Raw genomic sequence first — 13,382 nt, forward strand, 5'->3', positions numbered from 1 at the left:
AGGCTCGCCTCATGTTGCGTTATCTGATCACCCGCGCCCTGTCGCTTGGGGCAAGCCTAATCGTGGCCTCGCTGGTGATCTTCGCGATGATCGAGGTCATCCCAGGCGACCCAGCCTCGTTCATGTTGGGGCTGAATGCGTCCCCTGATACGGTCGCGGCCCTGCGTGATGATCTGGGCCTAAACGGATCCGTGACCACGCGCTATGTCAACTGGGTGGGAGGCCTTCTGGTCGGGGATTTCGGCACCTCTTACACCTATCGCGTACCGGTGTCCGAGCTGATTCTGGAGCGCCTTCAGGTATCCCTGCCGTTGGCCCTGTTTGCCCTGATCCTGTCCACGCTGATCGCCATTCCCGTCGGATTAGTCGCCGCCGCACGCCGCGGACAGATGACGGATTACACCATCATGGGCGCAACCCAGATGGGCATCGCGGTTCCGAATTTCTGGTTCGCCATGCTGCTGGTTCTGGTCTTCGCGGTGCAGCTCCGCTGGTTCTCAGCCGGAGGTTTTCCGGGCTGGGACAATGGCATCGGCCCTGCGGTGAAAGCGCTCACCTTGCCCGCCATCGCATTGGCCCTGCCGCAGGCGTCGATCCTCGCCCGCGTCATGCGCTCGTCGCTGCTGGACGTGCTGCATCAGGACTATATGCGCACCGCCCGCGCCAAGGGGCTGAGCGTCGCACAAGCCACCCGCCGCCACGCGCTGCGCAATGCCATGATCCCGGTCCTGACCATCATCGGGCTGCAATTCAGCTTCCTTCTGGCGGGCGCGATCATCATCGAGAACGTGTTCTTCCTGCCCGGCCTTGGGCGACTGATCTTCCAAGCAATCACCCAACGCGATTTGGTGGTGGTTGAAAGCGTCGTGATGCTGTTGGTCTTCGCCGTCATCCTTGTGACTTTCCTTGTCGACGTGGCCTATGCGGTCGTGGATCCACGGCTCAGGAGGCCTGCATGACCCGCCTACCCGCCCAGCTTTGGATCGGCGCGGTGCTCAGCATCGTGCTCTTGGCCGCTGCGCTGATCTCGTTCCTGTGGACGCCCTATGACGTCACCGCGTTGAACATCGCGGACAAGCTGAAGGCGCCCTCGGCCGAGTACCTTCTGGGCACTGACCATTTCGGCCGAGACCTCTTGTCCATGCTGATGGAGGGCGGTCGGATTTCCATTGCCGTCGCCGTTTTGGCCGTCGGCATCGGCATGGGCATCGGCGTCCCCTTAGGTCTGATGGCCGCCGCCAATCGGGGCGGCTGGCTGGATGAAATCATCATGCGCGGCAATGACCTGATCTTCGCCTTCCCCTCGCTAGTCATCGCGATCCTGATCACCGCCACCTTCGGCCCCTCTGCCACCAACGCGATCATCGCCATCGGTATCTTCAATATCCCGGTCTTTGCCCGTGTCGCCCGCGGTGGCGCGCTAACCATCTGGACGCGTGAATTCATCATGGCCGCCCGTGTTGCGGGCAAAGGCAAGGCCCGCATCAGTGTTGAGCACATCCTACCCAACATCGCCAACCTATTGATCGTGCAGGGAACTATTCAGTTTTCGTTGGGCATTCTGGCCGAAGCGGGCCTGTCTTATGTGGGCCTTGGCGCCCAGCCGCCCACCCCCAGCTGGGGCCGCATGCTCGCCGACGCGCAGACCATGATCTATTCCACCCCGCGCCTCGCCATCGCACCGGGTCTGGCGATTGTCGTCATGGTGCTGGGGCTAAACCTGATGGGTGACGGGCTGCGTGATCTGCTGGATCCCCGGATCAGAAGGGCGCGCGAATGATTAAGATCCAGAACCTCTCGCTGTCGATCCACGACACGCCGATCCTGCAGGACGTGGACCTGTCCATTGCGCTCGGTCAGGTGGTTGGGCTGGTGGGCGAAAGTGGGTCGGGAAAATCGATGACTGCACTCGCATTAATGGGCCTTCTGCCGCGCGGGGCCGAGCTCTCGGGGCGGGTCATGTTGGACGAAACGGACCTCTCGACGCTAGACGAACCCGCGCTCTGCGACATTCGCGGGCGGCGGATCTCGATGATCTTTCAGGAGCCGATGACGGCTCTGAACCCGGTGAAAACCATTGGGGATCAGGTGGCCGAGACGCTCTTGATCCACACAGACACCTCGAAGACAGACGCCTTGCGCATCGCCGCCGAGAAGCTGACCCGCGTGGGTCTGCCGCAGGACCGTTTTCCGCTGGACCGTTATCCGCACGAGCTGTCGGGTGGCCAGCGACAGCGCGTCTGCATCGCCATGGCCATCGCGCTCCACCCCGACCTTTTGATCGCGGACGAACCCACGACAGCACTGGACGTCACCACGCAGGCGCAGATCCTCGATCTGTTGAAGGAACTCGTCGCCGAGGAAGGCATGGGCCTGCTTCTGATCACCCACGATCTGGCCGTGGTCGCGGGCATGGCCGATCACGTCGCAGTCATGCGCAAGGGCGAGATCGTCGAACAGGGCGAGACTGAGCAGCTTTTCCGCACCATGTCGCACCCCTATACGCGCCAGTTGCTTGAAGCCTCTGGTCACGCGCCAGATGGCGACGCGCAGCCCAGCGCCACGCCGCTTTTGCAGGTGAATGGTGCCACCCGCGACTATCCTCTGCCTCGCACGCGCCTCTTCGGCCCCGCCCCGCAATTCCGCGCAGTGGATGGTATCAGCTTCACGCTGAACAAGGGCGAAAGCCTTGGGCTGGTCGGGGAAAGCGGCTGCGGAAAATCCACGATCAGCCGCGCCATTCTGGGGCTTGAGGCGCTACAAGGTGGGGAAATTCTGTTGAACGGGACGCCCATCACACCCGATATGGACCCCACCCGCCGCGCCGGGCTTCAGGTCGTCTTCCAAGACCCCTATGGCAGCTTCAATCCACGCTGGACCGTCGAAAAGCTGGTTGCTGAACCGTTCCACCTGCTTGGCAAACGGCCTGAGGATTGGCGCGACCGTGTGCGGCACGCGCTGGCCGAGGTCGGCTTGCCGGGTGAGGCCATGACCCGCTATCCGCACGAATTCTCAGGCGGGCAGCGCCAACGTATCGCCATCGCCCGCGCCTTGATCCTGCGCCCGGAGTTGATCGTGCTGGACGAGGCCGTGTCGGCACTGGATGTCTCGATCCGCGCGGATATTCTGGACCTGCTGGCCGACCTGCAAGCCAAGCACGGGCTGGCCTATTTGTTCATCAGCCACGACCTTGGTGTCGTGCGCAATGTCACCGACCGCGTGCTGGTCATGCGCGCGGGGCAGATCGTGGAAGAGGGCGACACGGACACCGTTTTTGCTCACCCGCAACATGACTACACTCGAAACCTGATAAACGCGGCGCCGGTCATTCCGCCCGCGTGGAGGACGGCTTAATGGACGCGCTTTGGTTTGATCCCACGGAAATTCTGATTGGCGGCGATTGGCGGAAAACGGACGACACGTTGCCAGTGGAAGACCCCTCGACTGGTATTGAGTTCGCACGCATTGGACGCGGGACGGCGAAAGACGTCGACGCCGCCGTCGCGGCAGCACGCGACGCGTTGGAAAGCGACTGGGGCCGCATGACCGCTGTCGAACGCGGGCGTATCCTGACCCGCATTGGACAGTTGGTGCAGACCCGCATCGACGACCTGACGGCTTTGGAAGCGCGCGACGTTGGCAAGCCTCTGACCCAAGCCCGCAACGACGCCATCGCACTGGCGCGGTACATGGAATTCTATGGCGGCGCAGCGGATAAGGTGATGGGCGAGACCATCCCCTATCTAGACGGCTACACCGTCTACACTCTGCGCGAACCGCATGGCGTGACAGGCCATATCGTGCCGTGGAACTATCCCATGCAGATCATCGGGCGCTCGGTCGGAGCGGCTTTGGCGATGGGCAATGCCTGCGTCTTGAAGCCCGCCGAAGAGGCCTGTTTGACCGCGCTCGCCTTCGCGCGATTGGCCGAGGAAGCCGGCCTGCCCAAAGGCGCGTTGAACGTCGTGACGGGATTGGGCGAGGAAGCCGGCGCCGCGCTATCCGCCCATCCCGACGTGGATCACATCAGCTTTACCGGCTCGGTCCCCGTGGGCGGTCTGGTACAGGCGGCAGCGGCACAGAATGTGGTGCCTGTCACACTGGAGCTTGGGGGCAAGTCGCCTCAGCTTGTCTTTGACGACGCCGATCTGGACGCCGCCTTGCCCTTCCTTGTGGGCGCCTGCATTCAAAACGCGGGCCAGACCTGCTCGGCCAGCTCGCGCATCTTGGTGCAGCGCGATGTTTATAACGACGTGGTCGCTCGGATGGGCGCGGCCTATGACGCACTACGCGTGGGCCCGGCTGAGGCAGACCTGAATGTCGGCCCGCTGATCTCGGCCCGGCAGAAAGAGATTGTCGAGGGCTTTTTGGCCCAAGGTGCGGATCTGAAAGTGGCCGGTCAGGGCCAGATCACCGATACGCCCGAGGGCGGGCACTACGTGGCCCCCACCCTCTTTGCCGATGTACCGCCCGACCACAAGCTGGCCCGCGACGAGGTCTTCGGCCCCGTGCAGGTCATCATCCCCTTCGACACGGAAGAAGACGCGGTCCGCATCGCCAATACCACCGACTATGGCCTTGTCGCCAGCATCTGGACCGCCAATGGCGCGCGCCAAATGCGGCTGGCCAAGCGTCTGCGCGCGGGTCAGGTCTTTATCAACAATTACGGTGCGGGCGGCGGCGTCGAATTGCCCTTCGGCGGGGTTGGCAAATCGGGCCACGGGCGCGAAAAAGGCTTCGAAGCGCTTTATGGGTTTTCGCAACTGAAAACCGTCGCCGCCAAACACGACTGACAGGAGGCCCCATGGCCATCATCGAAACCTTCCGCCGGGTGATCGACCCAACTGACTGCGACATGCTGGGACATATGAACATCAGCCGTTATTTCGGCTGTGTTTCGGATGCGGGTCTGGGCCTGATGACGGCTTTCGGCCTTGGCCATGACCAGCTGACCGGCGGGCGCCGTCAGGCCTTTGCGATGGTGCATTCCGACGCTACCTATCACCGAGAGGTTCTGGCGGGCGAATGGGTCTATATGCGTTCGGGCGTGGCCGAGGTTGGCCGTCGATCCGCGACTTTCCAGCACTGGATGTATCGCGGCACCGATAACGAGCTGCTGTTCGACGTGACCGCGAAATGCGTCTTGATGGATCTTGAGGCGCGCAAGGCGACGGTGATTGACGACGACCTGAAAACCCAGATGCACGCCTTTCTGGTCGAGGGCTGAATGGGGGCCGCGCTGAAGATCTCGAACCGGCAGGCGCGGCATCTTTGGCTGGCGACAAACTTGCTGGCCGACACGCCGACCGGCGCGTTTGATCTGCAAGACATGATCTGGCGGCTGGGGTTTGTTCAGATCGACACGATCCGCAACGTCACCCGCGCGCACAACCACATCCTGTGGAGCCGCAATCAGAACATTCGTGAAGGCGCGATCTGGAAGCAGCTGTCGGGCCGCGCACTGTTCGAGCATTTCACCCACGACGCCAGCCTGATCGACATGCGCGTACTGCCCTTTTGGCGACGACAATTTGATCGGCTGGGCGCGCATGTAGGCCGCAGTGAATGGTATCAATCGGGGCTCGCCAAGGCTCAGATCGCTGAAATCCGCGACCGCATCGCGCGCGAGGGCGCCTTGTCCACCCACGCCTTCGACACCAAGGTCGAAAAACGCGAGATGTGGGCGCGGCCTCCGCACAAGAAGGCGCTGGATCAAATGTGGTATGGCGGCGAGCTTGCCACCTGCCACCGCAAGAATTTCGTCAAGTTCTATGATCTGGGCGAGCGGGTCTTTCCGTCCCATGATCCTGCCCCGGACCACGAGGCTGTCGACTGGCTGTGCCGCGGCGCATTGGATCGGCTGTCCTTTGGCACGACTGGCGAAATCGGCCGCTTCTGGGACGCCATGAGCGCGCGCGAGGCAAAGGCGTGGTGCGACACGGCCGCGCTGGTCCCGGTCGAGGTCGAAACTGCAGACGGCGGCAGCTACGCTGCCCTCGCGCCCGCCGATATAGAGGCGCGGTTGGATACACTCTCCGCCCCCACCTCGCGCCTGCGGATCCTCAACCCGTTCGACCCTGCCATCCGCGACCGCGCGCGGTTGGAGAAGCTCTTTGGCTTTGACTATCGCAACGAGATGTTCGTCCCGAAAGCCAAGCGCCGTTGGGGCTATTACGTCTACCCGCTGCTGGAAGGTGACCGCTTTGTGGGGCGGATCGAGTTGAAAGCCGACCGCAAGTCTGGCGAATTGTCCGTCATCGGGTTCTGGCCGGAACCCGGCACCCGCTGGGGCACTGCACGTCACTCGAAACTGGATGCGGAACTCGCGCGTTTCGCACGCTTCGCAGGGCTGTCTGCGACCAAGTGGCAGGTCATGCGCGCCTGACTTGCGCGCGGGCCGAATTGGGCGCAAGCTGATCCTGCAATCAGGAGATGAATATGCGGCTTCACAACAAAACAGCCATCGTCACCGGCGGCGCATCGGGCTTTGGCGCCGGGATCGTTCGTAAATTCGCCGCCGAGGGCGCGCGGGTGATGGTAGCCGATCTGAATGACGAACTGGCCCGCGAGGTCGCGGATGAGGTCGATGGGGTAGCGCATCATGTGGATGTCTCGTCCGGCGACAGCGTCGCGCAAATGGCCCGCGCCGCGCACGAGCTGTGGGGCCATGTGGACATCGTGGTGAACAACGCGGGCATCACCCATCTGCCCAAACCGATGGAAGAAGTCGACGAGGGCGAATTTGACCGCGTTCTGGCCGTGAATGCCAAATCCGTCTATCTGACCGCCCGCTATTTCGTGCCGGGCATGAAGGCGGCAGGCACGGGGGCGGTGTTGAACGTCGCCTCGACCGCGGGGCTCAGCCCGCGCCCGAACCTGAACTGGTACAATGCCTCGAAGGGCTGGATGATCACCGCAACCAAGGCCATGGCGGTTGAACTGGCCCCGCATGGGGTGCGGGTGAACGCGATCTGCCCCGTGGCGGGCGAAACGCCGCTTTTGTCCAGCTTCATGGGCGAGGACACGCCCGAGATGCGCGCGAAGTTCATCTCGACCATTCCCATCGGCCGGTTCTCGACCCCCGAGGATATGGGCAACGCCGCCTGTTTCCTGTGCTCGGACGAGGCCAGCATGGTGACGGGCGTCGCGATGGAAGTGGACGGCGGGCGCTGTATCTGAGCTTGGCAGCTGGGGGCTTCACACCCCCAGACCCCCGTGGGATATTTGTAACAAGAAAAAGCAGAGGACGTGATGAAACCGGGACCAAAGAACCTGATCACCGATGTGGCCGGGCTGCGTGTAGGCAATGCCGATGATGCAGTGATCAAGACCGGTGCCTCCGTCTTGGTCGGCGACGCCCCCTTCACCGCAGGCGTCCATGTCATGGGCGGCGCGCCGGGCACGCGCGAGACGGATTTGTTGGCTCCGGATAAGCTGGTGCAGCAGGTGGACGCCTTGGTGCTGTCTGGCGGGTCGGCCTTTGGGCTGGACGCCGCATCCGGTGTCGCAGATGCCCTGCGCGAAGAGGGTCGCGGGTTTCAGGTGGGGGATCAGCATGTACCCATCGTCTCGGGCGCTATCTTGTTTGACCTATTGAACGGCGGCGACAAGGGCTGGGCGCAGAACCCCTATAAGGGGCTTGGACGCGCAGCCTATGCGGCGGCGTCAGAGGACTTCCTGATCGGCAGTCATGGCGCCGGGTTCGGCGCAACCACTGCTGGCTTGAAAGGCGGGCTTGGGTCGGCATCGCTGGTGCTGGACAACGGCGTCACCGTCGGGGCGTTGGTGGCCGTCAATGCTTTAGGATCGGTCACGATGGGCGACGGGCCCGCGTTCTGGGCCGCCCCGTGGGAATTTGGCGACGAGTTCGGCGCGCGTGGCATCGGCCAGCATGATCCCAGCGTTGAGCCACGCCCCGAGGCGCAGTTGGGCGAGAACACCACCATTGCCATCATCGCCACCGATGCGGATCTGGATCAGGCACAGGCCACACGTCTGGCGACGGCGGCCCATGACGGCATGGCCCGCGCAATCCACCCCAGCCACACGCCCTTTGACGGCGATCTGATCTTTGCCGCCGCCACTGGGAAGGTAGCCCTCGCTGATCCCGGATTTGATGCGCTGCGCCTTGGACACGCCGCCGCCACCTGCTTGGCCCGCGCCGTGGCCCGTGGTGTCTATGCCGCCCACGCCCATCCGAGTGACACATTACCCACTTGGGCCGACAAGTTTTCATGACGGGCTTTGGCCCATTTCGATAAGGAGGGACGCATGTCCTATTTTCGCACACTGGCGCTTGCCGCCACGTTTTTGACGCCGGGAATTGCCCTGGCGGACGAGGTCTCGGACACTCTTAAATCCGCATTGGAAGCCTATGAAGAAGGCGACCTGTCCTATGCGCTGGAAGAGTTGGAATTTGCCAAGCAGCTGATGCTGGAAATGAAAACCGCCGATCTGGCAACGTTCCTGCCCGAAGCACCCGAAGGATGGATCCGCGAGGTCTCGGACGATGTTGCCACGGGCATGGCGATGTTTGGCGGCGGGTCGGGGGCGGAAGCCACCTATGCCCGCGAGAATGAAAGCTTCCGGATCGTGATCATGGCAGACAATCCCATGGTGGGCGCGCTGTCCGGCATGATGGCCAATGCCAGCCTGATGGGCATGAAGCTGGAGCGCGTTGGGCGTCAGAAATACCTGAACCAAGACGGCGAATTGTCAGGCATCGTGGACGGGCGCATCCTGATCCAAGCCTCGGGCGCGGATGTCGACACGATGAAATCCGTGCTGGCCGAGATCGATCATCGCGGGCTGGAAGATTTCGGGCGCTAATCCTTGCGCCAATGGGCAAAGATGCGGGCGGATTCTCTGCCCGCATTCGCCTTTTTAGAAGAAAGTTGTGCCGGATCGACATTCCGATACAGCCAGTTCTGGAAAATGATCAAATCCAGACGCCAAACAGGATGAATTTCACGCGCCTTTGGGCTATGCCCGAGTCGAAGCAGGGGTTTACACCCTTCAATATTATTTGCCTTGTTAACTAATAGGTGAGTGTGCGATGACTCACCTAACAAGACACGACTTGGGAGACACGATCATGGCCGCAAACGCCTCTGCGCTGAAAAAGCTTTTGAAAGACCCGTCGCTGGTCGAAACCCGCGCCTATGTAAACGGTGAATGGATAGACGCCAAGAATGGTGCAACCTTCGATGTGACCAACCCCGCCCGCGGCGAGGTGATTGCCCAAGTGGCAGACCTGTCGCGCGAAGAGGTAGCCGAGGCCATCGAGGCCGCCGACAAGGCCGGCCGCGAATGGGCCAAACGCACCGCGAAAGAACGCGCCAACATCATGCGCAAGTGGTTTGAGCTGATGATGGAAAACCAGGGCGATCTGGCAACCATCCTGACCGCCGAGATGGGCAAACCACTGGCCGAGGCCATGGGCGAGATTGCCTATGGCGCGAGCTTTATCGAGTGGTTCGGTGAAGAAGCCAAACGCATCTACGGCGAAACCATCCCCGGCCACCAGCCCGACAAGCGCCTGATGGTGATCCGTCAGCCGATCGGCGTTGTCGCCTCGATCACGCCGTGGAACTTCCCGAACGCCATGATCACCCGCAAATGTGGTCCTGCGATTGCGGCAGGCTGTGGTTTCGTCGGTCGCCCGGCTGAACTGACCCCGCTGTCGGCCACCGCGCTGGCTGTGTTGGCCGAACGCGCGGGCGTGCCCGCTGGCGTCTTCAACATCGTGCCCAGCTCGAACGCCTCTGAGATCGGCAAAGAGTTCTGTGAAAACGCGCTGGTGCGCAAACTGACCTTTACAGGATCGACCAATGTGGGCCGCATCCTACTGCGTCAGGCCGCTGATCAGGTTCTGAAATGCTCGATGGAACTGGGCGGCAACGCGCCGTTCATCGTGTTCGACGACGCCGATCTAGACGCCGCCGTGGAGGGCGCGATTGCCTGTAAGTTCCGCAACAACGGCCAGACCTGCGTCTGCGCCAACCGGATCTACGTGCAAGAGGGTGTCTATGACGAGTTCGCCAAGCGGTTCGCCAAGGCTGTGTCGGCCCTGCCCGTCGGTGACGGCCTGAATGAAGGCATCGCCCTTGGCCCGTTGATCTCGGATGCAGCCGTTCAGAAAGTGCGCGAGCATGTGGCGGATGCGACCTCGAAAGGGGGCGAAGTGATCCTTGGCGGCAAAGAGCACGAGATGGGCGGACTGTTCTTTGAACCGACCATCATCAAGAATGCCACCCGCGACATGGACGTTGCCACGGACGAGACCTTCGGCCCAATGGCACCGCTGTTCAAGTTCAAGGACGAAGACGACGTGATCCAACAGGCCAATGACACCATCTTCGGTCTGGCTTCGTATTTCTTCGCCAACAACCTAAGCCGCGTCTACAAAGTGGCCGAGGCGCTGGAATACGGCATCGTTGGCGTGAACACCGGCATCATCTCGACCGAGGTCGCCCCGTTTGGTGGCGTGAAACAATCGGGCCTCGGCCGCGAAGGCTCGCGCCACGGGATCGAGGATTTCCTCGAAATGAAATACATCTGCATGTCGGTCTAACCGGCAGACGCGGCTGGACGCGCAACCATCACCGAGGACAGCTTGGTGATGGCGCGGGTCCAGGCCGCTTCTTCCTCGGGGCTTAGCTTCCCCTCCATCACCTCATGCAACGCGGCCACAAGCGATTGGGCCGCGTTTTCCATGTGTACCTCGCTCAAATGAAACCGCGCATGGCTTTGGGCCAGTTTTTGTGCCAACTGCGCGAAGGTGTCATAATCCGACAGGCTGCGCACGGTTGAGGCCAGCATCGACGCGAACATCTGTTTTTGCTTGATGAAATCACCACTGAACAACTGCTCGACTTCGGGCATCCGCGCAAACAAATGCGCATAGAACTGATCCGTCAATTCTGCCTTCCGGGCAAAGATGCGGGCAAAGCTGGATTGAACGAGGACGATATCAGAGCTGTCCATAATGATTGGCCTTTTAATACGCGGAGCCCCAGTATCTTGCCCAACGATTAAGGTTTGGTTTCCCCCGCCGAGCCCTTCTTACAAAACTGAATCAATTCTGTCGCGCAGCCGTCAACTTCCCCCGCCATCCCTGATCCACCTTTTATATGAACCAAGGATTTTGGCATGACCGCACGCTTGATGTGTCTGACCTCCGCCCTCGCCCTGACCGCCGGTGCGGCGATGGCCGAGATGAACTTCAACCGCATCGCGTCCTTCCCCGTCGTGAAAAACATGGCCGAGGGTGAGGATACCAAACGCGAAACCAGCCCCGAGATCATCGACGTCACTGCCGATGGCATGACGCTGGTCTATACCGATAGCCCGCTAGGCGTTCTGGGCCGCATCGACATCACCGACGCCGCCAATCCCAAGCCGCTGGGCAACATCGCGCTGCCGGGCGAGCCGACCTCGGTCGCTGTCATCGGCGGGACCGCGTTTGTGGGCGTGAACACCTCGGAAAGCTACACCGCGCCGTCGGGCATGTTGAAAGCCATCGACGTGGTATCGGGCGAAGAACTGGCATCTTGTGATCTTGGAGGTCAGCCTGACAGCGTGGCGAAAGCACAGGACGCAAGCTTCATCTCCGTCGCCATCGAGAACGAGCGTGACGAAGATCTGAATGACGGCGTGATCCCACAAGGCCCCGCTGGCGATCTGGTCATCGCGCGCCTGAAGGACGGCATGCTGGACTGCGGCGGCATTACGCGCGTCGACCTGACCGGTCTGGCAGACGTCGCCCCCTCGGATCCCGAACCCGAATATGTCGACATCAATGCCGAGGGTGAGATCGTCGTCACCATGCAGGAAAACAACCACATCGCGGTTGTGTCGAAAGATGGAAAGCTGCTGAGCCACTTCTCGGCCGGGGCCGTTGATCTGGACGGCATCGACGCCACGGACGAACGCGGCGCGCTGATCTTCACCGAAAGCCAACAGGGCCGCAAACGCGAGCCTGATGCTGTGAAATGGCTGGACAATGACCACTTCGCAACCGCCAACGAAGGCGACTACGAGGGCGGCTCGCGCGGCTGGACGATCTTCCATCAGGACGGCACCGTCGTCTATGAAAGCGGTGTCTCGTTCGAGCACGCCATCGTGCAGATCGGCCACTATCCGGACAAGCGATCGGACAGCAAAGGCGTCGAGCCCGAAAGCGTGACCGCTGCCACCTATGGCGACATGGAGCTGGCTTTTGTTGGGTCGGAACGCGGCTCGGTCGTGGGCGTCTATGACGTCGCGGATCTGGCCAACCCGGTGCTGAAACAGCTTCTTCCCTCGGGCGTTGGGCCGGAAGGCTATGTGACCATCCCCGGGCGCAACCTGCTGGTATCCGCCAACGAAAAAGACCTGATCGAAGATGGCGGCGCGCGGGCGCATGTCATGATCTATGAACTGCAGGACGCCCCCGCCAGCTATCCCATGCTGACCTCGGAAGGCGCAGACGAGCTGATTGGCTGGGGGGCTATTTCGGGCATGGTAGCGGATGAAGGCGGCATTGTCTGGGCCGTGTCGGACAGCTTCTATGGCTTCCAGCCCTCGATCTTCAAGATCGACACCAACGCCACGCCCGCCCGCATCACCGACGTGATCCGCATCACCCGCAACGGCGCACCCGCGCAAAAGCTGGACCTTGAAGGCATCACGCTGGACGGCAAAGGCGGCTTCTACGTCGCCTCAGAAGGTCGCACCGAACGCCTGATCCCGCACGCGATCTATCACGTGAAGGCCGACGGCTCGATCAAGAACCTGAAGGGCGAGATCGGCATCCCGCCGGAGCTGGCCGCCGTCGAGAAGCGCTTTGGCTTTGAAGGCATCACCAAGGTGGGCGACACCCTGTGGATGGCTGTGCAGCGCGAATGGAACGACGACCCGAAGAACCACGTAAAGCTGGTTGCCTATAACCTTGAGACCAAAGAATGGGGCGCCGTCCACTATCCGAAAGCCGAGCCCGCCACCGGTTGGGTTGGCCTGTCGGAAATCGTGGCCCACGGTGACTATTTCTACGTGATCGAGCGCGACAACCAGCACGACCACCGCGCCGTGACCAAAAAGATCTATCGCATCCCGGCCACTGACATGGTGCCGGCACCGCTGGGTGGAGACCTGCCGGTTGTCTCGAAAGAGGAAGTGCGTGACCTGCTGCCCGACCTGACCGCGACAGGAGGCTACGTTCTGGACAAGGTCGAAGGTCTGGCCATCGCGGCAGACGGCACCGCGTGGGTCTCGACCGACAATGACGGTGTCGACGACCACTCGGGCGAGACGATGTTCTTCAACATCGGTAAGATCGGCAGCATGACGAACTGATCCTCAGATCTGAGAACGCAAATGAAAGGGGGCCGCACGGCCCCCTT

At 61.8% G+C, this 13,382-nt stretch carries 12 protein-coding genes; 11 read left to right on the forward strand and 1 reads right to left on the reverse strand.

Translation table 11 applies throughout. The features are described 5' to 3' along the window. Positions 1 to 11: 11 nt before the first annotated feature. The 10 genes from EOL43_RS08675 (at position 12) to EOL43_RS08720 (ending at position 10,573) form a co-directional block, all read left to right on the forward strand. On the forward strand, positions 12 to 959 hold the full coding sequence (locus EOL43_RS08675; RefSeq protein ID WP_133487589.1) for an ABC transporter permease: 948 nt from the start codon (positions 12 to 14) through the stop codon (positions 957 to 959). Next, positions 956 to 1,780 (forward strand): ABC transporter permease, encoded by an 825-nt coding sequence (locus EOL43_RS08680; protein ID WP_133487591.1) that lies wholly within the window; start codon positions 956 to 958, stop codon positions 1,778 to 1,780. Before EOL43_RS08675 ends, EOL43_RS08680 begins: the two co-directional genes overlap by 4 nt. Continuing rightward, positions 1,777 to 3,354: an ABC transporter ATP-binding protein gene (locus EOL43_RS08685; RefSeq protein WP_133487593.1), complete on the forward strand. Its 1,578-nt coding sequence runs from the start codon at positions 1,777 to 1,779 to the stop codon at positions 3,352 to 3,354. Before EOL43_RS08680 ends, EOL43_RS08685 begins: the two co-directional genes overlap by 4 nt. Then, positions 3,354 to 4,793 carry an aldehyde dehydrogenase family protein gene (locus EOL43_RS08690; RefSeq protein WP_133487595.1) on the forward strand — a complete coding sequence of 480 codons (1,440 nt, stop codon included), beginning with the start codon at positions 3,354 to 3,356 and terminating at the stop codon, positions 4,791 to 4,793. The genes EOL43_RS08685 and EOL43_RS08690 overlap by 1 nt, the downstream gene beginning before the upstream one ends. Before the next feature lie 11 nt (positions 4,794 to 4,804). Further along, complete coding sequence (locus tag EOL43_RS08695; RefSeq protein ID WP_133487597.1) at positions 4,805 to 5,227, forward strand: acyl-CoA thioesterase; 423 nt, start codon at positions 4,805 to 4,807, stop codon at positions 5,225 to 5,227. Further along, positions 5,228 to 6,385, forward strand: coding sequence for a winged helix-turn-helix domain-containing protein (locus EOL43_RS08700; protein WP_133487599.1), 1,158 nt, complete (start codon positions 5,228 to 5,230; stop codon positions 6,383 to 6,385). It abuts the gene before it with no gap. A 53-nt stretch (positions 6,386 to 6,438) separates the two neighbouring features. Beyond that, positions 6,439 to 7,179 (forward strand): SDR family oxidoreductase, encoded by a 741-nt coding sequence (locus EOL43_RS08705; RefSeq protein WP_133487601.1) that lies wholly within the window; start codon positions 6,439 to 6,441, stop codon positions 7,177 to 7,179. A gap of 72 nt (positions 7,180 to 7,251) precedes the next feature. Continuing rightward, on the forward strand, positions 7,252 to 8,238 hold the full coding sequence (locus tag EOL43_RS08710) for a P1 family peptidase (RefSeq protein ID WP_133487603.1): 987 nt from the start codon (positions 7,252 to 7,254) through the stop codon (positions 8,236 to 8,238). Between the two features lie 33 nt (positions 8,239 to 8,271). Beyond that, positions 8,272 to 8,829 (forward strand): hypothetical protein, encoded by a 558-nt coding sequence (locus tag EOL43_RS08715; RefSeq protein WP_133487605.1) that lies wholly within the window; start codon positions 8,272 to 8,274, stop codon positions 8,827 to 8,829. A gap of 265 nt (positions 8,830 to 9,094) precedes the next feature. Further along, entirely contained in the window at positions 9,095 to 10,573 is a 1,479-nt protein-coding gene (locus EOL43_RS08720) for an NAD-dependent succinate-semialdehyde dehydrogenase (RefSeq protein WP_133487607.1), read from the forward strand. On the opposite strand, the gene EOL43_RS08725 is transcribed toward EOL43_RS08720, so the two are convergent. Next, positions 10,570 to 10,986, reverse strand: a complete 417-nt coding sequence (locus EOL43_RS08725; protein WP_133487610.1) for a globin domain-containing protein — start codon at positions 10,984 to 10,986, stop codon at positions 10,570 to 10,572. The genes EOL43_RS08720 and EOL43_RS08725 overlap by 4 nt on opposite strands. A 165-nt stretch (positions 10,987 to 11,151) precedes the next feature. Between EOL43_RS08725 and EOL43_RS08730 the strand changes: the two genes are divergently transcribed. Beyond that, positions 11,152 to 13,335: an esterase-like activity of phytase family protein gene (locus EOL43_RS08730; RefSeq protein WP_133487612.1), complete on the forward strand. Its 2,184-nt coding sequence runs from the start codon at positions 11,152 to 11,154 to the stop codon at positions 13,333 to 13,335. Positions 13,336 to 13,382 lie beyond the last annotated feature (47 nt).

Source organism: Aliiroseovarius marinus (assembly GCF_004360145.1).
Lineage (GTDB): Bacteria > Pseudomonadota > Alphaproteobacteria > Rhodobacterales > Rhodobacteraceae > Aliiroseovarius > Aliiroseovarius marinus.

Excerpts from the sequence above, each read along its gene's own strand:
- EOL43_RS08710 (WP_133487603.1), top strand. The coding sequence starts at position 7,252 with ATGAAACCGGGACCAAAGAACCTGATCACCGATGTGGCCGGGCTGCGT.
- EOL43_RS08675 (WP_133487589.1), top strand. The coding sequence starts at position 12 with ATGTTGCGTTATCTGATCACCCGCGCCCTGTCGCTTGGGGCAAGCCTA.
- EOL43_RS08695 (WP_133487597.1), top strand. The coding sequence starts at position 4,805 with ATGGCCATCATCGAAACCTTCCGCCGGGTGATCGACCCAACTGACTGC.
- EOL43_RS08715 (WP_133487605.1), top strand. The coding sequence starts at position 8,272 with ATGTCCTATTTTCGCACACTGGCGCTTGCCGCCACGTTTTTGACGCCG.
- EOL43_RS08685 (WP_133487593.1), top strand. The coding sequence starts at position 1,777 with ATGATTAAGATCCAGAACCTCTCGCTGTCGATCCACGACACGCCGATC.
- EOL43_RS08680 (WP_133487591.1), top strand. The coding sequence starts at position 956 with ATGACCCGCCTACCCGCCCAGCTTTGGATCGGCGCGGTGCTCAGCATC.
- EOL43_RS08730 (WP_133487612.1), top strand. The coding sequence starts at position 11,152 with ATGACCGCACGCTTGATGTGTCTGACCTCCGCCCTCGCCCTGACCGCC.
- EOL43_RS08690 (WP_133487595.1), top strand. The coding sequence starts at position 3,354 with ATGGACGCGCTTTGGTTTGATCCCACGGAAATTCTGATTGGCGGCGAT.
- EOL43_RS08720 (WP_133487607.1), top strand. The coding sequence starts at position 9,095 with ATGGCCGCAAACGCCTCTGCGCTGAAAAAGCTTTTGAAAGACCCGTCG.
- EOL43_RS08700 (WP_133487599.1), top strand. The coding sequence starts at position 5,228 with ATGGGGGCCGCGCTGAAGATCTCGAACCGGCAGGCGCGGCATCTTTGG.
- EOL43_RS08705 (WP_133487601.1), top strand. The coding sequence starts at position 6,439 with ATGCGGCTTCACAACAAAACAGCCATCGTCACCGGCGGCGCATCGGGC.
- EOL43_RS08725 (WP_133487610.1), bottom strand. The coding sequence starts at position 10,986 with ATGGACAGCTCTGATATCGTCCTCGTTCAATCCAGCTTTGCCCGCATC.